The following is a 21305-nucleotide window of genomic DNA, read 5'->3' as shown; positions in this document are numbered from 1 at the left end:
AGTTTTCACTCCCTTTCTTTGAAGCTTGGTTTAATTTCTTGCAGCTGCTCTAGAGTGAGCATCCTTTGCTCGTATCCTGTATTTAGATCTTCCATTGAACAATCACCTAGTTCCACTGCTTGTTTGACCAATTCAGGGGTCACCCATTGAAAATATAATGCCATTACCCAATAATTCATGATTCACTCTCTCCTTTATATAAAAGGATCTCATTTTTTAACGCTTTTAGTTCGTTTGTTAGATGATCACATTGATGTTCAAGCTGTTTTCTCATTAGCTTTTCTTTGGCTACTTCTTGTGCTAGATAATCTAGCGGAAGAGGTGGTTGATACCTTGGATTGATTTGAGATTCCTCCCACCATTCTTTCAATTCTTCTGCCGTTGGCTTTGGCACATCTAAATGCCACTCGTTGATATACGAACCGTCGCCGTCATTTCTAAGTTCAAAATCCTTTTGCGGGTCCGCATCGGGGTATTTATACTTAATGGCTTCATATAAAATCATCAAAACCCTCCTACACTCTCAAGAAATTTCTGCCGCTTATTTCTGTGATGTCGAAATAGTTATACCAGCCTGAATTTTCAGATACATAACGGCTAACATCTCCGTCATATCCTACATATAGGTACATTTCTAAATAGTCCCCTTTATTAGCCGGTACATTGGCAGTACCATAAAGTCCCATACTTAAGCTCAACGTATCAGATGGGCTTGTTGGACTTTGTCTTTCATGTGCAATATTTTTATATCTTCTTCCATTTAAGTAGATCGATAATTCAAAGTTTGCGTATCGTTGAAAGCTTTCAATATAAACACCTGCATTCACTGAATACATTCCGCTCTCAGGGCAGATGAAACGATTATTTTTGATATCAAAATTGTTATGACTGTCTTTTATTTTTCGATTAAAAAGGACTTTTTGATACTCTCCTTTGGTTAATAACTGCTTCCCAGTTGTACCTATGTTGGCATGACAGAACCCAGAGATTTTGTGCCATTCAGTCCAGCCAGACCCCGTCCACCAATGACGGCACCACGTACCTGTGCTATCAAAATAACTGCCTGCTTCGTTTCCAGTCCCATAATAATATTGAACAAATCGAAAGTTACTATATTTTTCATTTTTCACAAAGCCAAATCTCGTAGGATATCCGGTATCATTCGCTTGTCCAATATCCATGAACGTAATGCCATTTGGATATTCCTCACCGCTGACTGATGCATCTTGAATGGCCTGATCGCCTGTTAGCTTAAATAAGCTTTCATTGGTGATTCCTTCTATCTGTCGGCTGAGCGCATTGTCATTCTCTACAAGTGTGTCGACCATCCGGTTAAATAAGTTGGCATGTGCTTTGTCAGAGGTTTCAAACGGTAAAGGTGATTTGATGTCCATTTCATTTCCCCTCCATTAATAAATATCATCAATCTCAAAAACAAATTCGATGTCGCCGTCTTTTTGTTTGTCTGTCATGGTGCGGATGGCGGTGAATTTGCCGGCTTCGTCGACAAGTGCTAGTTCGTTGATGACTTCTCCTGCAAGTTCTCCTTCGGCGATCGTGCAGGTGTAGCGGATTTTTGCTGGTTCCATGAAGGTAAACGAATCAATCTCTTTTTGGACGAGTTCTTTTTTCAGTTTTTGTTCAGTGCCGTCTAGTGAGATCGGTTTGCCATCCTTCGTCCCGCCGTTTCCAAATGCCATTTTGACGACTTTTGTGAGTTTTGTTCCCTCTGCTCTTGCCTTTGCCATTTGTTGACGTGCATATAATGTTGTTACGGTTAATTGATCAGCCATTGTGATCCTCCTTATAGCTCTATTTTTTGAGAAGTAGCTGCTAGCAATTTTGATCCGTCAAGCGGAACAGACCCATCGAGAATCCAGTAATGATCCTTGATCAGTAAGCTGCCGCCCTGTTCAGTTTGGACATGTACTGGCAATCGGAACGTCATCTTCTTTTTGGTTTGATGTGCCAGCTGGTTCTTTGTGCGTAAAGTCAGTGCCGCTTTTTGCCCTGTTTCATGTACAGCTCCAGTGATGACATAATTCATGCGATATGTGGTTTCTGACTTATGCTGAAGCGGCATTCTCATCTTCAACGAATGCCGAAAACGAGCAGGTACATCGGTTGAACCTCTTGTCCCGCTAAGATAAAACGTACCATTTAATACAAATTCACCATTCAGTAAAATCGGGATATGATCGAAAAAACCCACTCTGCTTCGCAGTGTGAGCCTCCCGTGATGATCATTTTTTTCATGTACATCGGTATGATGAAATGCAGTGAACGTATAAGCCAAATGAGCCGGCTTTAACGTTTCAAGTATTTCTACAATATATCTAGTGTTTTGCAGGTCATCTAGGTTCACACGTAAGGCGAAATGATAGCGATTGGTGGTGAGACGGATGATGGCACTTGGATTTTTGAGAAAGCGATTCACCGATTTCTCTAATGAAAGATACGTGATCGGTGGAATGTTTGACATCATATTGAGTAAGCGTGCCCTGCGAAGTTCAATGGAGTCACCTGATTCTCGCTGCACCTTCAGCATTCTTTCCCATCTATTCAATCCCCATGTCGCAGTTAAAGGGAAGAACTGATCCGTTAAATCGAAAATGGATTCATCCAATTGCTCAAACTCCGGTGCTTCTGTTTTGAGTAGATGATCTACTTCATAAATCTCTGTAAAATATGGCGGCAAGTAGTTTTTCATTTCATCCTGTTTGCTCAATAACCTTCACCTGCCTCAGACGCGGTATCTCAATGTCCTGTAACACTAAGTTTTTCGATTCCCCATTCAATAACACGTTTGCATAATCTGATACACTTTCTGAATGGTACAGAATGTCATTTAAGGCGGACATTCGAATGGTACTCTTTTCAAATGCGATTGATTTCAACAGCGCTTTGACCTTTTCTTCTATTTCTTTCTGCGCTCCTTCAAGGGTCCAGTCCATTTGAAGTTCGACGGCTACTTCTATGTCAATATCCAGCCATTTGGCGCTTTCGACGGTTGCTTTTGAACCGATAGGCGCTTGTCCTTCTCCTTCGCCTGGCTCAGGGTCGATATATTCCTGTACTCTTTTAACAAGCAGATCTGATGCAACATCTAGATTGCCGTCTGTGATGACAATTTTGACCGTTCCTTCTCCATTCCAAAGCGGGAATACTTTCGCTCTGCCAACCCCTGTCACCTCCTCAGCCCATTTTTTATAATGCGCCTTGTTGGCACTGACAGCCTCTCGCCTAGCACGTATTAAGTAGCGATCATATAACGAAGCGTCATCTTCTTCCTCTTGTCCTGGTATCACCAGTTCTTTCATGGTAATCGATTCGAGTCCTGGAATTGTATCAAGTGATAGCAGCGGCTGATCTGTTAATTGACCATTGCCGATCTTGCCAGGTGTCTCGCATTCTAGCGTGCCTTCTTTCGAATATTGGAAATAGACGTCTTCAATAAAAAACCGTGAGCCAACTGGGATGTTGATATCCTCCGGCTGAATAGCTGCGGACCAAATCGCTTTAGTCGCTGGTTTTCTTTCAATTCCTACTTCAGCAGCCCGCCGATCTAGAAACTCTCCTTGTGCTGTATCTGCAAAGACCAGCTCGAATACTTGATCAAGCCAAATATAGGACTGGGCTAATTCAGCGGCAGCAGGTGCCAAGGCATTCCAAATGACGCTGTTTTCTCTTTTATCTATGTCATCTGGCAGTCTGTCTAGCATTCTTTCCATTAATGCTTCGTACGTTTGTTCCTCAAACATCGCTCTCCATCACCTCCTCTATTTCTAATGTGCCTTCATCTGTGACAATAGCTAGCTTGACATGAAACGAGTCATTTTGCTTTGTGACCTCTAATTCTTCAATATGATCAATCCGTTCGTCGACAATCAATGCTTCCTCTAGCAGCCTCGGAATCTCCATTTCTTTGTATTCATCCGTGGCTTCTGTATCCGTCAAGAGCTCCTGGATTTCAGTGCCAATGTCGTGGCTGTAGATAGGATGTGCATACCGCTCTGTCCTAAGTGTCATATAAACGAATTGACGAATTGCTTCAATGCCTGAAATGGTTTCACCTGTCAATCTGCCAGTTTCAACATCTATTCGATACGTCGTCGAGGTTTCCACCTCTTCGTCTTCTTCTGTTTCCTCAATTTCTTCCTCTGGTGAAAGTGCCACATTCATCACCTCCCTTACAATTTGTCGATGATGTAGAAGGACTGCCCTCCTGCCATTGCCAGCACCATAATGCTGTCTCCCCTTTTCAGTTCATCATCCTCACCCTTATTTAGGCGCTTTGGCCAAATCAGTAATTCTTCCGGAATGACTAGCTTATGGTTTTCATTTAACCGGATGCTTACAGGAGAAACTGCCGTGACTTCTCCAACCACCAGATCAATTGGAGAGGCGGCATCTACAGCATTCACTGCTAATCGTTTAATCGCTTCACTTAATCTCACGCTTGATCACCCTTTGGGATGGAATTTTTCTCAACGACATCAATTGTCATTGTGTGTTTCACCCCACTGAATTCATGTTTGTCTTGATCGATCCAGTAGGTTTTTTTCACGTTGATTTCAGGGATTTTCAAATAGATTGGAAGACCGCTTTGCAGTTCAGGAATGCCTAGCGCTTGGATACTTTTGACTTCTTGTTTAACGCCTTTTTTCTCTGCCAGCCGTACTTTGGCTCTTTTTTGTAGCTGCGGCTGGTTGATTTGCCCTGTAACTGTCTCAACATGCTGTAAAATACCGTATTTACTCTGACCTGCTTTATCCTGTTCGACCACCACAATCTCTGATTTGCTGCCTTTTTTCTTATTCTTTCCCTGTTCATCTGCAGACGTGCGCAGTTTGACACGAGTGGCTGTCTCTTCAATCGAGGTGCTGTACTGATAACCAATGAGATTGACGCCTGATTCAATGACCCATACGTCCTCTGGATCTGGCCAAGCTCTCAGCCCCATCTTTCCTTTAGCAGAATAGATTTGATAGTTTCTACCGGTTTGACGCTTTGTTTCTTTTAACGCTTTCAGAATCATGTCATACAAACTCGTATCGTTTTTAAACACTAGTGATTTTATGACATGTCCTGTATTGGCGATGGAGGTCATTGGAATTTGAAAGTCAGCCCCTATCCGCCTCAAGATTTGATCTGCTCTTTGTTTTGAAAAAACATAGACATCTTGGTTTTTCACCAAATATTGAAGCATGTCGTATGCGGTAAAGGTCAGCTTCCCTTCAACAGGCGTCCGGGAAAACACAATGCCTCTGAACAGCTCTTTTCCTTTCCATTTAAAAAGAACCGTGTCCCCTTCTGAGACACGGTAATATGTTTGACTGCCTTGTTTAGTGATAATATTTGCCTGAATAGAGCGAGGGGCTTGATACCTTTGCCCCTGAAGTGTCACACTCTCTGTGACAAGCTCATACATGGTGCCGGTTCTGATGGCAAAAAGCTCGATCAATGCCAGCCCCCCTATTGTGGTATTTTTAACCTTTGTCCAGGGAAAATCCAATGCCCCGGCTGCTTAATATTGCGTTTGCTACGTTTAATCATCGCTAATTTATTGGCATTCCAAATACGCCGCCATTTTGTACTGTCGCCATAAAATCTGCCTGAAATAGCCCATAGCGTATCCCCTTTTTTGACGGTGTACATTTTTGGCGGGGTTTTTGAAGGCCTTTTCTTTTTCGTTTGTTTTGCTTTTTTCTTTCGTTTAATTTTCCTAGGCGATGCGGTTTTGTATTCCTTTAACTCGATCGTAAATTCACGATCGCCAATATCATATGACCCTTCTTTATGGGTGAAGCTTTCAATGCTGCACGTCATATTGATTTTTGTCCCCGTTACAATGAGCCGCACAGACTTCTTTGAACGCATCATTCGTTCTATTTTCGCTATCGCATTCTCCGGTGATGGAATGCTTTTATATTCAGCAATTGGCGAATATTTCTTAGGAAATAATGAAGTGAATGATACTTGCTTAGCCGATGGGACATCAATAAAGGTCAGTTCTCCAAAAGAAGCAATCTTTACCGTTTCATTTTGTACGTTATTTGTGATTTCAAGTTCGGATGGAAGGACAGGGAATCGCAACTTGTCCTTTCCTTGGGAAATCCACAATTGATACACTGATTTACCCATCGATCACGACCCCCTTCGTTCCTGTATGAAGCTCTACTTCCAGTTCATCTACGAGCATTTGTCTAATTTTTTCGACAAGCGATTGCTGATCTTGTCCATTATGGAAATGCTGATCCCCATTGAATTGAATGGTAATTTGCTTATTGCCTGACGCTGTTGTACCACTAGAAGACTGAGCTGAGGTGACTTGCTGCATTTGTGATTCTGGTAAAGGTGCAGACGCATTTGCTGGGTCATATACTTGCATCCCAAGTGCTTTGGCTGCCTGCGTTAATAAATATCTCCCTCGAATCCCTCTTTCTTCAGGAATAATCCATTCGCGTTTGTTTCCTTCTCCGACTCTAGCAACCTGCTCCTGAGTAATCAGTCCACCATTTGCGTAGCCTTTATAAGGCCCGCCTCTTCTCATACTTCGTAATCCCGGTGTATTGAAGACTGTTCCATATCTGCCCTTAATGTAGTTAATGGCTGCTACAGCATTATGAATTGGGTTCCAAATGTCATTCATACCTTTGCCTTTATTGGAGTTAAACGTCGGTCCAATGGTTTGCATTAAGCCTTTAGAAGGCGTTCCCTTTTTAGCGTTGGAATCCCATAAGTTGATTGCTCTCGGATTTCCATTCGATTCATGCTGTGCAATGGTCATAAGACCTGGAAGCCAGTTCATCGATGTGCCAGTTGCCATGAGAGCTGCCATGAGCCATTGCTGAACACTAAGACCTGAAGCCCCCATACCACTGAAAGCTCCGATTAATGAACCAGCCTGATTTTCAGCAAACTTTTTCACATCCACTGAGTCGAGCCCTTTAACGACACCGATCGATGCAAATTTCCCAAGACTCATCATGACGCGTGAAGGGGAATGAATGTCTAATTCCTCTCTAAACGCCTGCTCCACTTTCTTCGCCATTTCTTTGGCAGCTTGTGTGACTTCACTTGCTTTTGAACGCATGCCGTTGTTAAAGGCATCCATCATTCCTGAGCCCCAGCCTGGTGATTCTTGTTTTGCTTGTAGGAATGGTTGTTTGATGTGCTGATCTACGTATTGGCTAGTACCAACTGATGTGGCATTTTGACCTGTGGCAAAACCATTAACTGTTCCAGAACCCCAAGTTGGTGATGCTGTCATCACTTGTTGGTATGGTGCTTTTACACGACTTTGCAAAAAGCTGTCTGTTCCTGTGGGTGTCACCTGCTGACCATTCGCAAAAGCAGCAACTGTTTGCTGACCATACTTACCTGAGTCTGAGGTCAATTGAGCAAAAGGTTGCTGAATATTCTTTTGCTTCCATTGATCAAGTGTAATCACTTTTTGATTTAATCCTTGTTCAAAATCCTTATTAAATTGCTCGCCTATGCTGGAGGCTTGAATGTTCCCATTCATCGAGACCGATCCGTCTATTGAACCGACAGAAGATGATGAAGCTACAGCTGCAGGAGCTGGAGAGTTTGATACTTGATTTCCTGCCGCTCCACTTGGCATAACAGACATTCCAAGATGAGAAGCAGCCTGGGCAAGCAGCATCTTCCCGCGCCCCCGGTTATTTTGAGTTGGAATAACAAATTCGTTACCAGCTTCTCCGACCCATGATAAGGTTGGCTGGGTGATATAACCGCCTGTAGCTTTTTTGTCAGGGTCTCTTCCTAATACCTTATTCACTACTAAATTAACAGCACCGCCACCCATATCAAAAATCTTTTTAACCCAGTCAAAAGCTTTAGAAAAACCCTCACTTATGGCACCTGCTACTTTTACGATCGGTGTCTGAATATTATCTTTAAACCATTTGGATAATCCATCCCATATATCTGTCACGACTTTATAAGCTTCTTCAAACTTTTTACCGAAACTGTCTTTAATGGTTCCTACCGTATCTACAAGTGGGTTCCATACATTTTCCATAAACCAAGACGAGACAGCTCCAAAGATTGATTGTATCTTTTTCCATGCATTTGATAATGCTGTCCAAATCCCTGTAGCGACTGTAACGACTGTGCTGCTTAGCGGTGTCCAAACGTTTTCAATAAACCAGCCTGCAACTGCACTAAATGTCTCTTGAATCCATGTCCAGGCATTCACTAAACTTGACCAGATGGTCGTTGCTACCGTAACGACTGTGTCGCTTAGCGGTGTCCAAACGTTTTCGATAAACCAGCCCGCAACTGCACTGAATGTTTCTTGAATCCATGTCCAGGCATTGACTAGACTTGTCCATATGGTCGTTGCTACTGTGACGACTGTATCGCTTAGTGGTGTCCATACATTTTCAATAAACCAACCTGCAACTGCACTAAATGTTTCTTGAATCCATGTCCAGGCATTGACTAGACTTGTCCATATGGTCGTTGCTACTGTGACAACCGTACTGCTTAATGGTGTCCAGACATTTTCTGTGAACCAACCCGCTACTGTTGACCAAACTTCGACAATTTGATTTTTGATTTCAATGGCTTTTTGGCCAATCTTTTCAAATCCGCCGCCATCAAACCATTTTCCAATTGTTTCACCGATAGATTCTCCGCCCATACTTCCAGCGATGCCGCCTACTAGACCGCCGATGGCTGTACCTACCCCTGGAACTACGCTTCCAATAGCTGCACCTGCTGCAGCACCTGCCATCCCGCCAGCGATGCCGCCTCCAGTCGTACCGATCTTTTCACCAGCATTTTCTTTGTTCATACCGATTAGATTTGTTGCACTAAGTACACTTCCTAGAATAGGTACTTTCTTTAATAACTTGCCGCTCCCTTTACCTATATTTTTCACCGCATCCCCTAATCCACTTAACCCCTTGCTACCTTTCACTAAACCCGTAAGTCCGCCAACTGAAGCTGCGATACCCGCACCTTTCTTTAGTCCACTAGGGATTTTTCCAAATAATTTACCTGCATTTGTTTTCAGTTTCCCTAATTTACTTGGAGGTCTTCTATTCATTTCGGTTCTTGTTGTGGCATTTGGGTTTGTAGATTGTCTTGGTGATTGACCATTTCTATTTTTAGTTTTAGTAGATCCTCCCCTGCTTAAACCTCTTGCACAACAGGGGCAACAACTATTGCGAAACAAGCCTTTTCCACCTCGCGGCTGAGGTTTCGTTTTGGGAGCTGGATTTGATGGTGTTGATGTTGATGTTGGTGCTGTTGTTGGTGCTGTTGTTGGTGCTGGAGTGGCACTTTCACTTGATTGATCACTTGCACCAAAGAGACGATCTAATCCAGTCTTCACCAATTGATCTAGTTTTTCTTCAGGATTAAATTTAATCTTCTCTTTAATTCTTCCGATCACATCTTGTTTGTAATCTTCCATTTTATTTTCAACCCAAGGAAGTGCTTTTTCATCCCAAAACTTTCTAGGACTCAATTTTTCCTTCACTTTGTCTGCAACGTCACCTGCATATTTTTGAATTTCATTTAATCCTTTATTGGCAAGGTTTTGAAGCCAACTCTGTTTAGATTCATCTGTTTTCACTGATGGACTAACAGCCTCAGGCTCTTTTTTTATGTTTTGTTCTTTCACAATCGACTCAGCCTGATCTCGTTTTTTCAACTTACTCTTTGCATTGTCTTGAACAGACACTCTGATTTCGTGTTTAGACATCGTCAAGCTTTTGAGTGTCTTTTTGATTCGTTGAATTGCAGCGGTGGCTTGGTCAACCATGTTTAATCTCATATAATACGTTCTGTTCATGAGCTGAAGGATAGATTTTTTGATCGATGACATTTTACCTGACAATTGATCGTTTAGTTTAAACGTCAGCAGAATGGGGCTTATTCCCGCTTGTTTTAAACGATTTATGCTGGATTTAATGACATCTAGTCCCTTCGCTTGAATGGATATGACCAGATGATTTGGGAGCATATTTAACTGATTGTTTAATGCTTTTAAATCACGATAGATTCCCTGATCCAGTCTCATGGAAAATACTGAAATTTTCCGAAGCGATAAACTGAAGTTTCTTAACTTCTTTTCATCTATTTCCAGGTTTATTTTCACTGGTTTTCTAAATGGTTTTAGCTGCTTCTCAAACGTTTGAAATCGTTTTTGAATGCGCATAAGCTTCTTCGATACTTTGTCTTCTAATTCAAATCGTGCAGTGAGTTTCGCCAATTATTTCCCTCCTTTCTTTGCTTCTTTTTCTAGCATGTCTAGTTTGTAGCTGATGAGTCCGAATAGGAATGCTTTGAACGGTCTTGGTGATTCGTATAAATCTAGGAGTTCAGATGGGGAGTAGTGAAGCTCGTGCATGGCGTAATATAAAAACACGGCTTCTTTATCCCCATCTTTTATTAGTTTTTTGCTGCGTCTTCTAAATCTTCAATTTCGTCTTCGAATCCGTTGATTTCAATGGCTTTGTTTAACCAGTTCGCATATTCACCGCCAACTGACAGGACGCGTTTTGCTACTTCAACTGGATCTTGTGTGCTGTAGGCTTCCCTTAATTCCTTTGAGCGGAAATCTGGATAAATGGTCGATTCAATCGCAATTCGTGCGTAGAAGCGCTGACTGTCTAAGTCCTTTACGCGGCCTCTGCCTTTGACATTTTTGAAGGTCGTATTTTCTTTTTCCAGTTCATCAATGCGTTCAGTTGTAATGGCTTTAAAGACAAAAGGAATGACATTCCCTTTTTTATCAACAAAACGCTTAGAAATCGGTACTTTGACCTCTTCCGCTTCTACTGTTTGTCCTGGCATAAAAAATGAAAGATCAAATGTTTGTTTTTCGCTCATGTTTAAAAACTCCCTTTGTTATGTTTTTTTGAATGCAAAAAAGCACATCCATTTTTTGAATGTGCTTTCCAATCTTTTCATGTATAATTTAATTTGTACAATTGAATGGCTTGCTCAAGGGTGTCTGGCTCATCCCCGATAGGAAGGGGGTGATGCTCATGTCAACATTTCAAGCGCTTATGTTAATGCTTGCATTCGGGTCATTTATCGTTGCCCTGTTGACGTATATAGACAAAAAATAGACTCCCCTTGAGCTTTGGACGGTTGAAGGGAAAGTCTATCCTTAAAACTATCTAATTGATTAGCCAGCCCCTTGAGGGCCTCATTGTACATTGCCGGGATGTTGACGCATCCTGGCTTCTTTTTATTTTATGCAAAGTTCTTTGCATGTAAACATATTTCTAAGAAACTTTTTGAGGTTACACAGTAACTCTTTTGTAGCTACTCTGTAACTATGAAAAATTATACCATATCGTTGAATAAAATAAAAACAACATATATTTTCGTCATTCGTAATGCCTTTTTCAATTGTAATTAGAAAGAATTCTTCAGCTTTTCAGGAAGATCAAAGTCCTCGAACGTAAACGGAACTTCTTCTTCAAGCGCCTCTGAATCAACATCCAATCCAGCGATTTTAGCTGAATCAAAGTTGACATCAAATAATGTCACACGCTCAGTGCCTCGGCCTGATGACTTATCGTCAATTACAGCCTGAAGAGTGAAATATGGGTCTTCCCCTTTTTTCACATAGTTGAGCATTAATTGAACGAAACGTGACGTGACTTTATAGAATGTTGCCGTTCCTGTTCCGTTTGCCCCTGTTGTTTTATGACCAGTCATTCGGCGGCCCATCACATTGACTTCTGATTTGTTTTTCTCCACGTTTGCTTCAAACGTTTTGATAAAGGCAAGCTCCTCACCTTCTAAGAAAAGACGACCTTCTTTACCTGAAATTGTATTTTGCGCTTTAAAAGCCATCTTACTTCACCTCCACATTGAAATAGAATTTTTCTGCTGCATCTACTGGTTGAACCGCTAGATCGATGATAAATCCATCACGATCTTCATTGAGACTGATCACGATATCTGTTTCTGAGTTAAAGCCTGTAATGCCGCTGCCATCTTGAAGCTGTGTGAGATACTGAGTAATCAGTGTTTTCACAAGCTGCACCCCATCATCTGATGCTGGAATGTCATTGCCATTGGCTTTGCGTAATTTAATCAGATTTTTTAATTCGAACGTCAAATCATTGTTGATCGCATCAAGCACACGAATGATTTTGTTTTTCGCCATTTGCTGGTTCTTTTCAGCTGTAAAGCTTGTCAAGGAGTTAATATCTTTTTCAACACTCACGGTACGATCTCTCGCATCAAAGGTGAACAGGAACTCCCCTTGTGATAATCGGTATTCTACTTGATCATTATCAAGGCGTTCTAATGTATCCACTGCTCCTTCGTATTCTACAAAGGTCAGTGACTGATTGAAGTTTGCACCTGCACTTGCACCTGCGACCCATGCTGTTGCTTGAGCAGGCGTTAGTTCTGTTCCATCTTCCAGCACAACACCGCTTGTCACATTGATGATGCCTTCTTGGTCAGCTGCATAGTTGGCCACAACTCCTTGCACCTTACGTCCTTGCTTATCACGTAAACGCTCGATAAATGAAGCGAAGGTCGCTTTTAATTGCTCACTATTATCGATCGGGAGAGCAATAACATCAAAGTATTCTGTTTCTGCTGCTTCTAGGAAAGCTGTATAATCTGCGACACTTGCCACACCATTTTTCCCGCCGCTTAGTGCCACACCAGCCGTGATGACGGCTTCACCTTCACCAGAAAATTGAACATATTTGTTTTTCACAAGATCTTTGACATCCGTGACAACCTGCTTATCCACAATATCTGTTCCAAGATAAGTGATGACGTCACGCTTTGTGCTATCAAGTACATTTTCTGCCACTTGTACAGTGATCTCATTTCCTTTTAGACCGCCATAATTGGCTGTGACCACAAAGTTTTCTGCGATTTCAGCTTTGGCTGACTCCCCTTCGTTTAGGCGGTAAAGCAAGACCGTTTGTGCTTTTTTCTTTGCTTCACGGAAAAGAAGAAGCGACTTGTCATCAATATTGAGTCCAACCTTTTTATTTAAGTCTTCCATATTTGAAACGGAAATAAAGGTTTTTGGTTCTCCCCAGCTCATCACAAGAGGAAGTGCCACCGTACCTCGATCGCCTAAAGTAATTCGCTGCTCTGCTGTTGTTTTAAAATTAAAGTAAATGCCAGGACGCTTTTTCTCTGTACCTGGTGTAAATGTGCCTCCGTTCATCCTTTAAACCTCCTTGGACAAAAAAGCATCAATGTGCTTTTTCGCTTCTGTTTTTGTAATTGGTTGATGTTTGATATAAAAAAGAGCACCTTCAAGGATTTCTGGTTTAACCCCAAAAAGATCCTTACTGTGCTCTTTTAAGGCTTCAAATGAAAAGCCAAATTCTTTTTCTTCGCCAGCTGTTTGAGCGGGCTCTGCTTTTTTAGTCTTGCTCACGTTTGATCACTCCATCTGAAAAGTTGATATCTTCAAGGCTTGCTTGTTTGTCTCGGTTGTACCAATAACTGCTATCCCACGTCAGGACAATCGCTGCTACGCCTTGATCTATCATTCTGGTTTCCACTCTTTTTATGCGGACATAATCATCAAGCACCTCTCCATCTTCACTCATCATCTGAATCATTTGACGATCAGCAAGCAATGCATCAACAATTGTTTCTGCCGCGTCATGCGCTTTTCCTGTATCCATATGAAACACTTTTACTTGCAGCGAATAAGATTTCATAAACGTAGATACCGTATCTGGACCGCTGATGACTGTTACGGGCGGCACATAAACGGATGGCACTTGAAAACGCTCTGGCAAAAGTCGATCATACATTGTCACAGGAAAGTGTGTGTAAATATAATGCATGATTGCCCCGACTTCTTGATTCATTTCATCACCTCCCAAAATGTCGATCGAACCAGCTTTGAAGCTTTCGATCCAGCGACTGTTCAAACATTTGCTCATAGAGCATGACAGCATGATCCCAGTAGCCATTTCCATCTATCCATTGAGAGGCAAGCATCATTCCTGTCTTTGCATTCGGATCATATTCAAAGCGGCTGCCAGCCCATCTGCCAGGCACCCATCTTCGCTCTCCACTTGAAGAAGTAGCATGTCCGTCATTAACATAGGAGGCATATTCAAGCTGCGTTCCCACTTCAAGCGTGAGACCACCTTTTGACATAAGAAAATGATTCTCCTTGTCTCCTTGCGTAAAGGAGCTTAGAAGCCGGCCTGTATCGACAGCATTCTCCTTGATTAGCTCATCCTGAATGATGTCCAAAAGTTCTAGGCCCATGTCTTGCAACAAATCTTGATATTTTGCTTTTAAGCCGCCGTCACACGCTGTTTGCAGCTGTGAAAGCAGCCGGTCAAGTCCATCAATTTTCATAGATTTTCCTTCCTGACTGCCATCACTTCAATGTGATGATTTTTCACTATTTGGGGCTGCTGTAATTTGAATGAGATGCCGTTCCACACCATTTTGTCATGCAGGCGAATATCACTTGCTAAAGGGAAATGGACAAGATAGGACTGATAAATAACTGTATTCGGCTCTTCTTGCACAAGGGACTGATTCTTTTCTATGACATAACAAGCCAGATCTGTCAGGCTGGGAGCATCGGGATAGGAAAGAGTCATTTGTAAGTCATCAGCTGGAACCCCGAATTTTCCTCGGGAAGCCTCCTGATGTTCAGGGTGAAAAAGATCACAGCGGTCTGTTAATAAAGAGTGATAACTCATAATGATCTCACCTTTAATTTGGTACTGCCGCCAGTTAATGATGGTTCAATGTAATCGACAAGCAGGGCATATACATAAGGTTTGCCTTTCACTTGATCAGCTGCCTTCGCATATGAGTAATCACCCATTTTTTCTGACGTAAAGCCTTTCATCATAGATTCGTCATCATTCAGCATGGCAAAATATTGGGCCATTTTTAATAATGCGATTCTTGCTTTTTCAGGAAGGGGCTGATATTTTTCGCTTGAGAAATCATGACCTACGATCTGAAATACCGCAGCTTCGGCTTCGATAATATCTGCTGTCAGTCTTTCTACAGATCGATTTTTCACACGCTCAAATACAGAATAGGCTTGCAGTTCTTCAGGAGAAATAATCATGGCCTGCCTTCACCTACTCTTTCACTTTCATCACTTTTGCTACAGCATCCTCTTCCTCAAATTTGCTGTCTAGCTTCGCTGTCAGGACAATAATAAATTTACGGCTGCGAATATCTTTTTCTACTTCAATTCGAATATTACGAGAAAAACCTACGATAATATTTTTAGGGTGTGTCAGCAAAATATCTGATACGTCTGTTCCCGCTTCGTCATATGGCTGCATATTGGCAAGACCTTTGACCGGCACACCGAATGCAGAAGAAAGTCCGCCTTGAATGACCGCATCTCCGAGATTTGTCTGACGGTTTGCTACTTGATCCTTCCACTCAACCTCTAAACTTGGGGATGTGTAGAAACGGAAATCCTGAGGTACACGTAAATATTTTGACGGCATCGCTTTATAGGCTTGTTTAAACATTTGGCGGCTAATTTCCGCTCCATTTGCATCAACAATATGAGATACTGCTTGTTTTCTCACGCCATCCATTTGGGCTAAAAATGGATCTGATGAAGTCGTATCCCCATTGACGATGAGCTCTTCAATATCGACCGCCGCTCGTTCAGCCAGCATTTGCATAATTGTCTGCTGGATTCCGTCTTTTTCAATATTGTTTTCAATACTGTCGTAGGTCATGTGAATCTCTGCAATGACCTCTTTCGCATTTAGCTGGACAGTGCTTGTCGCTGGGACAACACGGTCTTTTGCATCAAGCGCTTGGCCTTCTTCTGCTGGGCGCAAAATACGCTGGCCAAAGCCGATTTTTTCGATTTTTTGTGAATCACTTTCCATCGGAATGATGCGTGCATCATTTAAAACGGTTGGTGTGTTTTGCATCATTCTAATGAATGTGTTGGATTGGGTTGCGTTCATGAGACCGCCGGTTTTTAAGCTGGCAAGTGTCATTTCAGCCTTGCGAATCAACTCTTGATTTCTCACACTGTTTCCTCCTTATTTAGGCTTATAGTAAGCCATCCCATATGGGTGTTGTTGTGTCGTTTTGTGTATCGTGGATTGTTTGTTTTGACATGCCCCGCGCTTTTTCAAGCATGTGAATTCGTTCTGAAATAGGCAAAAGCTGCTGCTCAAGCACTTCCTGCACCGCTGCTTTTTCTCTGCTGGCTGATTTCTCTAAGGAAGAGAGCTGCTGACGAATCGGTGCAACGACTTGCTCGAGCACTTTTTGGACAGGTTCTTCCCCGGTTTGATCTGTTTCTTGTTGTTCAGCCTGCTGTAAGACGTTTTCGATGGCCTTTTTTGCTTTTTCGAGCTCTCGTACTTGATCTGTCGTCAAAGCAGCATCTTCCTTTTGTACGGCGGCTGGCCTTTCACCAATCGTTTGAAGTACATCCTCTGTCTTCAGGATATCCTGCATGATTGGAATGAGCTGTTCTAAGGCAGCTCTTACATCCGCCTCATCACCATCACTTGACTGTAAGGTTTCCAGCAGATGGTCTAAAAAGTTCCAAAATGATTGTGACATGTTTGCACCTTCCTCTTTTAAAAAGAAATTTTTCAGCAAAGAAAAAAGCCCTCTCTCATTCGTGCCTTGAGATAGAAGCTGATCTTGTTCTTCTATGGCGACGATGTCCGCCGTTCCAGCCATTGAATAGCCTGTAATGTGGCCCTTCTGAATTTGATCCCAAATCTCTTGGGAAGCTTTTGTCACAAGCACCCAAGACCCTTTTCGAATCAGCTCCCCGCCTACCTCTACATCAGCCGGAGCAATATACGATTCAACCACTTCGCCAACACCATCCTGAAAATCATGCTGCTTGTCAATATGACGGGCATCCTTCATAAAGCCGTGTGCCGCTCTTTCAATTTCCTTGGCTGTCATAAAGTCTTGATGTGCATCAGGTGTATTCGGCTCATACACGACACCGTACACGAGGCGATGAGCATCTTCTGCCTTTGTCAGGACACTGACCTCCTTTTGAAAGTCAGGCCGCTTTTTCTTTGCTTTCATCAAAAAGAATTTCTTCTTGTTCGCTGCTTTGTCCACGTAGGAAACATGCGTAATTTTAGCGTTTTTTAGTTCTCTTGGCATATGTTCACCCCCTTTCAAAAAAGTGCACGCGCTTCTGTTTATTTCGTCAGCTGGTCCGGCTCTGGTTGAGACTTTTCTTCAGCTGATTTCATGCGGCTTTCTAAAGGTCGGTGATATAGTTCCTCAGGCCATTCTTCTAGCGTTTTTCCGAGAATTCTTCCTGCTAGATCGCGCAAATCGTTAGGTGACACTGCCCCCGCCTGAATAAATGGCGTCAGTACCTTGGCAATCTCTAATGGGTCTCTAAAATCAGGACCATTTAATAGAAAACGGACATGCCAAATATCAAGATCCGGCAGGAAAAGAGTATTGAGTTTTCCTGTGATGAGATGCCGTTCCGGCTGAAATACCTGCTCTTCTGTTGTTTTACGCGCCGTATCTGCTGTCGCTTTGTTATAGTCTTGAGACTCACCTGTGTAAATTGGCGGAAGGCGAAACGCAGAGCGGATTTTGTTTCTTGTTTTTTCATCGTATTCTAAAAAGAGCGCATCTTCTTGCAGGATCTCGGCTAGGGATTTAAAGTTCACTTTGACATTTGAGACATCTTCTTCTCCCGTTAACCCTTTTTCTGTCGGTAGACCTTCAACTTCAAGCAATAGAAACTTATGTGCATGATCAGATCCTTCAATATCGTCCATATAATCTTGAAGCTGCTGATAAGAGGATTCTGACAGCATGCCATTTTCGACAATAATGGCACCTGGTACATGCCGCCCTTGTTTAAAATAAAGGTAGTTCAGCTCCTCTGCCTTGCGTGCTCCGTACATATTGACGATGTTGCCAATCCAGCGGGGAATCCCATACGTTCCACTGCCAATTTTAAAATGAATCACTTCTGTTGCGCGAAGCGGCTCTGGTGTGGTGTCATCGTATTTGCCTGTTTCACAGTGCAAAATGCGCGGATCACCATACTCCTTGAAGAAGACTTTCTTTTCGTTGATCACCTGTACATATTTACGGAATCGTTTCTTTCGATTCATTGTCTTCATTTCGCCATTTTCGGTGTACCTGAATTCGACGTCGACTGGCTCACTAAGCTTGCAAATGCGGATATGAAGCGCATCTAAATACTCGATTCCGGCCGGCTTTCCTTGTCCATCTCGTAGCACCTCTAAAAAACCATTGCCAGTTTTCTCTCGGTCTTCGAGGACATAGCCAAGAATCACATCAGCGGACTCATCATAGTTCATGTACTTCGTAAACTCTTCAAGTCTTGTCCATTCCTTCTCTGCGGCTTTCTTTTTTGCCGGTTTTACACCTTCTGCATTAAAGTCAAAGGCGTATTCTACCCCAAACCCAAAGCCTAAAATATTGGTTTTGTACGCATCAATACATTGCTGAAGAATGGTTGAATATTCTGCCATGCTTTTTAATTCATTGATGTTGTAAGGCGGGGGAACAATGTCATCTTTTTCGTAGGAAAATTCATCTGCATACATTTGTTTTGTATGATCAGACATGTTTGCCTTCATAATCGTTGCTTTCAATTGTTTCATTGTATAGACCTCCTCTCTCTGTTTGGGCGGACACGCTCCGAGGCGGTCTGTTTCAAATCCGTCACTTCATAATCATCCAGCGCATACCAAATGGCTGATAATGTGTGTGGATCGATTTGAAATTCATCTTCCTCTAAACGGCCATCCTTATCTGCCTTATAGGTCAGTGATTGAAGTTCATAGATTGTGTACGGACAAGCATCAGAGCAAATGATTTTCTTAAACCGTTTGATCTTTTTCGTATACTGCAAACGTGAGCCTTGGTATTTATGTGCAGCCACCATTTGAAATCCACGCTGCCGAAAATAGTGAATGGTTTTAGGCTCGGCTGCGTCAGCTTTGATGAGTTCCTTTGATTCAATGAACTCTTTTAGATCAACGGCTGTTTCATCATCTGTTTTCCCGCGGTCGTAATATTCCCAGTAAATATATAAGTACTTTTTTTCATGATCGACGGCTAATCGAATGAGCGCATTGTACGATTCAACAAATCCAAAATCCATGCCTGCTCGTTTCAGCGGCCTGTCAATCTGCTGAATCGCTTCTAATACATCAGAATGATTTCTCACCTCAAATTGAGGAAAAACCTTTGTTCCATTGATGCCAAAATAGCCCTTCCTCGCAATTCGATAGAGGTCTGGGTCGTATTCTTTCAGCTCATCCAGCTGCTTCACATAGCTTTTAGGGAGAAATAGATTATCTTCCGCTGTGGAGTGATGGTAGTACGTATCCTTGATGACAACGGTGCGCTTTTTGTATAAGGTTTCGTCATCTAGGACAAATCGCTTCAGCTGTTCATCTCGAAAGAAATGTCTGTACGTCCAATTATCTTGACCAACAGGATTGGTCGATAACATCATATAAAGCGGTAAGGACGGATGCCTCAGCCTTCCAAGCAGCTCTTTAAAGCCTTCATAAGAAACCTCTGAACACTCTTCAATCCAAATGATCGAGATGTTGTTGATCGATTTCAATTTCTCAGGCTTGTCCAGTCCTTTGAATAAGATGCTGCTGCCATTTCGAAACGTCAAGGCAAGCGGCGAACTTCGGCACTTCACCACACGATCGATGTCAAGATCGCTGACGATCTCTTGTAATAGAGAAAATGTTGATTCACGGTGCGTATCATATACTTCTCGAATGACAAGTGCTGTCCGTTTTTCTTCCAGCAGCTTTAAAATGAGTTTTAACGCAATGTGATAGCTTTTGGAGGAGCCGTAGCCGCCTACTAAAAATTGAAACTTCTGATTCCAATCGAATAGAAAGTGTTCAAAGTGAGGATTGACTTCTTTTTCAATCAATGGCGTCATGAGTTATCCTCTTTCCGCTTAATCATGATGTGAAGATCTTCCTCTTTTTCTTCACGCACTGCTTTTTTTGTTTTTTCGATGGTCAGTTCAATTTGCTTTAGCCTTAATCTTCGTTCATCCTTCGCATGTGCGAGCTCTTCAAACTGTTTAATGAGACGCCTGAGCTCTCCCATTGCACGGGATTGGGCATTTAAAAAGGTGGCATGCCGATCCCACGAAAATTGAAACGAATATTCTTCTGTGCTGATTTCTTGTTCTGGCTGAATGCCTTCTACTGTTTCTTCTAATGAAGAAGGCTTGTATGCCGCCTTTTTCAGCTCTTTGATCATGTCCTCTTGATCTGACACATACATGATGCGCTGCGCCCGAATAATGGCAGCATATTGAATTTGAATTTGATCCCAGATTAAATCAAGCGATGTACGCCCGCCCATTTTCTCCATGATTTCAATCGTTTCATCTGACAGAAACTGATTGAAGATCGAGTGTGCCTGCTTTGACGAATCTTTTTGCCTTTGCCATCCGTATCGTCTTTTCCATGATTTCACGGTATGGATCGAGACATTGTAATGATCAGCAATTTGCTGGTACGTCATCCCTTTCATATAATCTTGCTTGGCTCCTATCCGTTTATCTTTCATTTACATTCACCTGCCGCCTCCTTTTAATTCGAACGATTTCCTGTGAAGGAATCATTTGTGTAGGGCTAGCAAACATCCGTTTGGTCTTTCTAACTATAGGTGGCAACTGTAAGACAAGTGCTGCTCCATTTATTTTGTAAAAGAAAAAACGCCTATTCAGCTGCTTCGAATAGGCGTTCTTGTACTTTTTTGGACATCTTTGTCCGAGCTCTCTCCATATGTTTTTGGACAGTTCCTTTTTTCACATCCAGCATAATCGCAATCTCACTAAACGATAATCCTTGTGTTGTGTGCATGAAGAATACGTCCTTTTCTCGATCCGTTAAAACGGACAAGGCTTCGTCAATTCGTCTTTTGTCCCGCTCGCTGACATCTCTTTCATTCTCTTGGATGAGGGTATATTCATGTGATAAAGCCTCTAACACTTCTGGATTTGCTAGGATGGTGCGCTGATAGACTGAACGTCTATCTAATCCTCTGCGTGCGCCTGGCTGTCTGCCGATTTGAAGCCATTCCACGACGTATTCGAGATCGCTGACCATACTGGCGATAATTTTTTTATCATGCTTCTCTTGATCTGAAAGCTGTTTGTCTTCTTTTTCTCTAAATGGTTCATATCTTTTTCTAGCATCCTTTAATGCTCGTTTGTATTCGATAAGTAAATCTTGCATATTGGCTCTCTCCCTTTTTTAAGAAAATAAAAAACGGACACCAATCAGTCC

27 protein-coding genes are annotated in these 21305 nt (G+C 42.3%); 1 reads left to right on the top strand and 26 read right to left on the bottom strand.

What is annotated here, in order from left to right:
- Window positions 1-5: 5 nt before the first annotated feature.
- The 13 genes from ACP7A0_RS09855 to ACP7A0_RS09795 are packed head-to-tail and all read right to left on the bottom strand — an operon-like array spanning window position 6 to window position 10869.
- Window positions 6-179: an XkdX family protein gene (locus tag ACP7A0_RS09855; RefSeq protein WP_095285864.1), complete on the bottom strand. Its 174-nt coding sequence runs from the start codon at window positions 177-179 to the stop codon at window positions 6-8.
- Window positions 176-505, bottom strand: coding sequence for an XkdW family protein (locus ACP7A0_RS09850; protein ID WP_095285863.1), 330 nt, complete (start codon window positions 503-505; stop codon window positions 176-178). The genes ACP7A0_RS09855 and ACP7A0_RS09850 overlap by 4 nt, the downstream gene beginning before the upstream one ends.
- 10 nt (window positions 506-515) lie before the next feature.
- Entirely contained in the window at window positions 516-1394 is an 879-nt protein-coding gene (locus ACP7A0_RS09845) for a hypothetical protein (protein WP_375566209.1), read from the bottom strand.
- Between the two features lie 15 nt (window positions 1395-1409).
- Window positions 1410-1793 (bottom strand): phage tail protein, encoded by a 384-nt coding sequence (locus ACP7A0_RS09840; RefSeq protein WP_003212666.1) that lies wholly within the window; start codon window positions 1791-1793, stop codon window positions 1410-1412.
- 11 nt (window positions 1794-1804) lie between these two features.
- Entirely contained in the window at window positions 1805-2728 is a 924-nt protein-coding gene (locus ACP7A0_RS09835) for a YmfQ family protein (protein WP_106156744.1), read from the bottom strand.
- The gene (locus ACP7A0_RS09830; RefSeq protein ID WP_426004960.1) at window positions 2712-3761 is read right to left on the bottom strand and encodes a baseplate J/gp47 family protein; all 1050 of its coding nucleotides are present in this window, start codon (window positions 3759-3761) and stop codon (window positions 2712-2714) included. Before ACP7A0_RS09830 ends, ACP7A0_RS09835 begins: the two co-directional genes overlap by 17 nt.
- Window positions 3754-4176, bottom strand: coding sequence for a DUF2634 domain-containing protein (locus ACP7A0_RS09825; RefSeq protein WP_426004958.1), 423 nt, complete (start codon window positions 4174-4176; stop codon window positions 3754-3756). The genes ACP7A0_RS09830 and ACP7A0_RS09825 overlap by 8 nt, the downstream gene beginning before the upstream one ends.
- 14 nt (window positions 4177-4190) lie before the next feature.
- Complete coding sequence (locus ACP7A0_RS09820) at window positions 4191-4457, bottom strand: DUF2577 family protein (RefSeq protein WP_034659738.1); 267 nt, start codon at window positions 4455-4457, stop codon at window positions 4191-4193.
- On the bottom strand, window positions 4454-5464 hold the full coding sequence (locus ACP7A0_RS09815) for an XkdQ/YqbQ family protein (protein ID WP_426004956.1): 1011 nt from the start codon (window positions 5462-5464) through the stop codon (window positions 4454-4456). Before ACP7A0_RS09815 ends, ACP7A0_RS09820 begins: the two co-directional genes overlap by 4 nt.
- An 11-nt stretch (window positions 5465-5475) precedes the next feature.
- A complete protein-coding gene (locus ACP7A0_RS09810; RefSeq protein ID WP_426004954.1) occupies window positions 5476-6144 on the bottom strand; it encodes a LysM peptidoglycan-binding domain-containing protein in 669 nt (222 codons plus the stop codon).
- Window positions 6137-10249 (bottom strand): transglycosylase SLT domain-containing protein, encoded by a 4113-nt coding sequence (locus ACP7A0_RS09805; RefSeq protein ID WP_375566211.1) that lies wholly within the window; start codon window positions 10247-10249, stop codon window positions 6137-6139. The genes ACP7A0_RS09810 and ACP7A0_RS09805 overlap by 8 nt, the downstream gene beginning before the upstream one ends.
- Complete coding sequence (locus tag ACP7A0_RS09800) at window positions 10250-10387, bottom strand: hypothetical protein (protein ID WP_095285871.1); 138 nt, start codon at window positions 10385-10387, stop codon at window positions 10250-10252. It abuts the gene before it with no gap.
- 41 nt (window positions 10388-10428) lie between these two features.
- On the bottom strand, window positions 10429-10869 hold the full coding sequence (locus ACP7A0_RS09795; protein WP_008344099.1) for a phage tail assembly chaperone: 441 nt from the start codon (window positions 10867-10869) through the stop codon (window positions 10429-10431).
- 152 nt (window positions 10870-11021) lie between these two features.
- On the opposite strand from ACP7A0_RS09795, the gene ACP7A0_RS09790 reads away from it, so the two are divergent.
- Window positions 11022-11111 (top strand): putative holin-like toxin, encoded by a 90-nt coding sequence (locus ACP7A0_RS09790; RefSeq protein ID WP_081311383.1) that lies wholly within the window; start codon window positions 11022-11024, stop codon window positions 11109-11111.
- Window positions 11112-11403: 292 nt separating this feature from the next.
- On the opposite strand, the gene ACP7A0_RS09785 is transcribed toward ACP7A0_RS09790, so the two are convergent.
- The 13 genes from ACP7A0_RS09785 to ACP7A0_RS09725 all read right to left on the bottom strand — a co-directional run bounded on the left by ACP7A0_RS09785 (window position 11404) and on the right by ACP7A0_RS09725 (window position 21254).
- Window positions 11404-11847: a phage tail tube protein gene (locus ACP7A0_RS09785; protein ID WP_003213309.1), complete on the bottom strand. Its 444-nt coding sequence runs from the start codon at window positions 11845-11847 to the stop codon at window positions 11404-11406.
- Window position 11848: 1 nt separating this feature from the next.
- Window positions 11849-13195, bottom strand: coding sequence for a phage tail sheath family protein (locus ACP7A0_RS09780; RefSeq protein WP_375566215.1), 1347 nt, complete (start codon window positions 13193-13195; stop codon window positions 11849-11851).
- Window positions 13196-13198: 3 nt separating this feature from the next.
- Window positions 13199-13411 carry a hypothetical protein gene (locus ACP7A0_RS09775; protein ID WP_003212736.1) on the bottom strand — a complete coding sequence of 71 codons (213 nt, stop codon included), beginning with the start codon at window positions 13409-13411 and terminating at the stop codon, window positions 13199-13201.
- The gene (locus tag ACP7A0_RS09770; RefSeq protein WP_066030489.1) at window positions 13398-13853 is read right to left on the bottom strand and encodes a phage tail terminator family protein; all 456 of its coding nucleotides are present in this window, start codon (window positions 13851-13853) and stop codon (window positions 13398-13400) included. Before ACP7A0_RS09770 ends, ACP7A0_RS09775 begins: the two co-directional genes overlap by 14 nt.
- Window positions 13854-13857: 4 nt before the next feature.
- Entirely contained in the window at window positions 13858-14355 is a 498-nt protein-coding gene (locus ACP7A0_RS09765; protein ID WP_282066886.1) for an HK97 gp10 family phage protein, read from the bottom strand.
- Complete coding sequence (locus tag ACP7A0_RS09760) at window positions 14352-14708, bottom strand: YqbH/XkdH family protein (RefSeq protein WP_375566217.1); 357 nt, start codon at window positions 14706-14708, stop codon at window positions 14352-14354. The genes ACP7A0_RS09765 and ACP7A0_RS09760 overlap by 4 nt, the downstream gene beginning before the upstream one ends.
- Window positions 14705-15088: a protein YqbG gene (gene yqbG, locus ACP7A0_RS09755; protein WP_060597160.1), complete on the bottom strand. Its 384-nt coding sequence runs from the start codon at window positions 15086-15088 to the stop codon at window positions 14705-14707. The genes ACP7A0_RS09760 and yqbG overlap by 4 nt, the downstream gene beginning before the upstream one ends.
- A gap of 13 nt (window positions 15089-15101) precedes the next feature.
- Window positions 15102-16025: a phage major capsid protein gene (locus ACP7A0_RS09750; RefSeq protein ID WP_034659746.1), complete on the bottom strand. Its 924-nt coding sequence runs from the start codon at window positions 16023-16025 to the stop codon at window positions 15102-15104.
- A gap of 22 nt (window positions 16026-16047) precedes the next feature.
- Complete coding sequence (locus tag ACP7A0_RS09745) at window positions 16048-17136, bottom strand: XkdF-like putative serine protease domain-containing protein (RefSeq protein ID WP_375566219.1); 1089 nt, start codon at window positions 17134-17136, stop codon at window positions 16048-16050.
- A 38-nt stretch (window positions 17137-17174) separates the two neighbouring features.
- Window positions 17175-18632, bottom strand: a complete 1458-nt coding sequence (locus ACP7A0_RS09740) for a phage portal protein (RefSeq protein WP_106048266.1) — start codon at window positions 18630-18632, stop codon at window positions 17175-17177.
- A complete protein-coding gene (locus ACP7A0_RS09735; RefSeq protein WP_164847197.1) occupies window positions 18629-19930 on the bottom strand; it encodes a PBSX family phage terminase large subunit in 1302 nt (433 codons plus the stop codon). Before ACP7A0_RS09735 ends, ACP7A0_RS09740 begins: the two co-directional genes overlap by 4 nt.
- 8 nt (window positions 19931-19938) lie before the next feature.
- Window positions 19939-20583, bottom strand: a complete 645-nt coding sequence (gene terS, locus ACP7A0_RS09730) for a phage terminase small subunit (protein ID WP_060597166.1) — start codon at window positions 20581-20583, stop codon at window positions 19939-19941.
- A gap of 152 nt (window positions 20584-20735) precedes the next feature.
- Entirely contained in the window at window positions 20736-21254 is a 519-nt protein-coding gene (locus ACP7A0_RS09725) for a sigma-70 family RNA polymerase sigma factor (protein ID WP_426004948.1), read from the bottom strand.
- Between the last annotated feature and the right edge of the window lie 51 nt (window positions 21255-21305).

This window comes from Bacillus sp. DWP3-1 (assembly GCF_049896565.1).
Lineage (GTDB): Bacteria > Bacillota > Bacilli > Bacillales > Bacillaceae > Bacillus.
This window is presented reverse-complemented; position numbering and strand designations above follow the sequence as displayed.

Coding starts and splice junctions, on each gene's coding strand:
- ACP7A0_RS09850 (WP_095285863.1), bottom strand. CDS start 505: ATGATTTTATATGAAGCCATTAAGTATAAATACCCCGATGCGGACCCG.
- ACP7A0_RS09745 (WP_375566219.1), bottom strand. CDS start 17,136: ATGCCAAGAGAACTAAAAAACGCTAAAATTACGCATGTTTCCTACGTG.
- ACP7A0_RS09765 (WP_282066886.1), bottom strand. CDS start 14,355: ATGAAAATTGATGGACTTGACCGGCTGCTTTCACAGCTGCAAACAGCG.
- yqbG (WP_060597160.1), bottom strand. CDS start 15,088: ATGATTATTTCTCCTGAAGAACTGCAAGCCTATTCTGTATTTGAGCGT.
- ACP7A0_RS09855 (WP_095285864.1), bottom strand. CDS start 179: ATGAATTATTGGGTAATGGCATTATATTTTCAATGGGTGACCCCTGAA.
- ACP7A0_RS09725 (WP_426004948.1), bottom strand. CDS start 21,254: ATGCAAGATTTACTTATCGAATACAAACGAGCATTAAAGGATGCTAGA.
- ACP7A0_RS09830 (WP_426004960.1), bottom strand. CDS start 3,761: ATGTTTGAGGAACAAACGTACGAAGCATTAATGGAAAGAATGCTAGAC.
- ACP7A0_RS09845 (WP_375566209.1), bottom strand. CDS start 1,394: ATGGACATCAAATCACCTTTACCGTTTGAAACCTCTGACAAAGCACAT.
- ACP7A0_RS09780 (WP_375566215.1), bottom strand. CDS start 13,195: ATGAACGGAGGCACATTTACACCAGGTACAGAGAAAAAGCGTCCTGGC.
- ACP7A0_RS09790 (WP_081311383.1), top strand. CDS start 11,022: ATGCTCATGTCAACATTTCAAGCGCTTATGTTAATGCTTGCATTCGGG.
- ACP7A0_RS09785 (WP_003213309.1), bottom strand. CDS start 11,847: ATGGCTTTTAAAGCGCAAAATACAATTTCAGGTAAAGAAGGTCGTCTT.
- ACP7A0_RS09840 (WP_003212666.1), bottom strand. CDS start 1,793: ATGGCTGATCAATTAACCGTAACAACATTATATGCACGTCAACAAATG.
- ACP7A0_RS09760 (WP_375566217.1), bottom strand. CDS start 14,708: ATGAGTTATCACTCTTTATTAACAGACCGCTGTGATCTTTTTCACCCT.
- terS (WP_060597166.1), bottom strand. CDS start 20,583: ATGAAAGATAAACGGATAGGAGCCAAGCAAGATTATATGAAAGGGATG.
- ACP7A0_RS09810 (WP_426004954.1), bottom strand. CDS start 6,144: ATGGGTAAATCAGTGTATCAATTGTGGATTTCCCAAGGAAAGGACAAG.
- ACP7A0_RS09770 (WP_066030489.1), bottom strand. CDS start 13,853: ATGAATCAAGAAGTCGGGGCAATCATGCATTATATTTACACACACTTT.
- ACP7A0_RS09740 (WP_106048266.1), bottom strand. CDS start 18,632: ATGAAACAATTGAAAGCAACGATTATGAAGGCAAACATGTCTGATCAT.
- ACP7A0_RS09800 (WP_095285871.1), bottom strand. CDS start 10,387: ATGCACGAGCTTCACTACTCCCCATCTGAACTCCTAGATTTATACGAA.
- ACP7A0_RS09795 (WP_008344099.1), bottom strand. CDS start 10,869: ATGAGCGAAAAACAAACATTTGATCTTTCATTTTTTATGCCAGGACAA.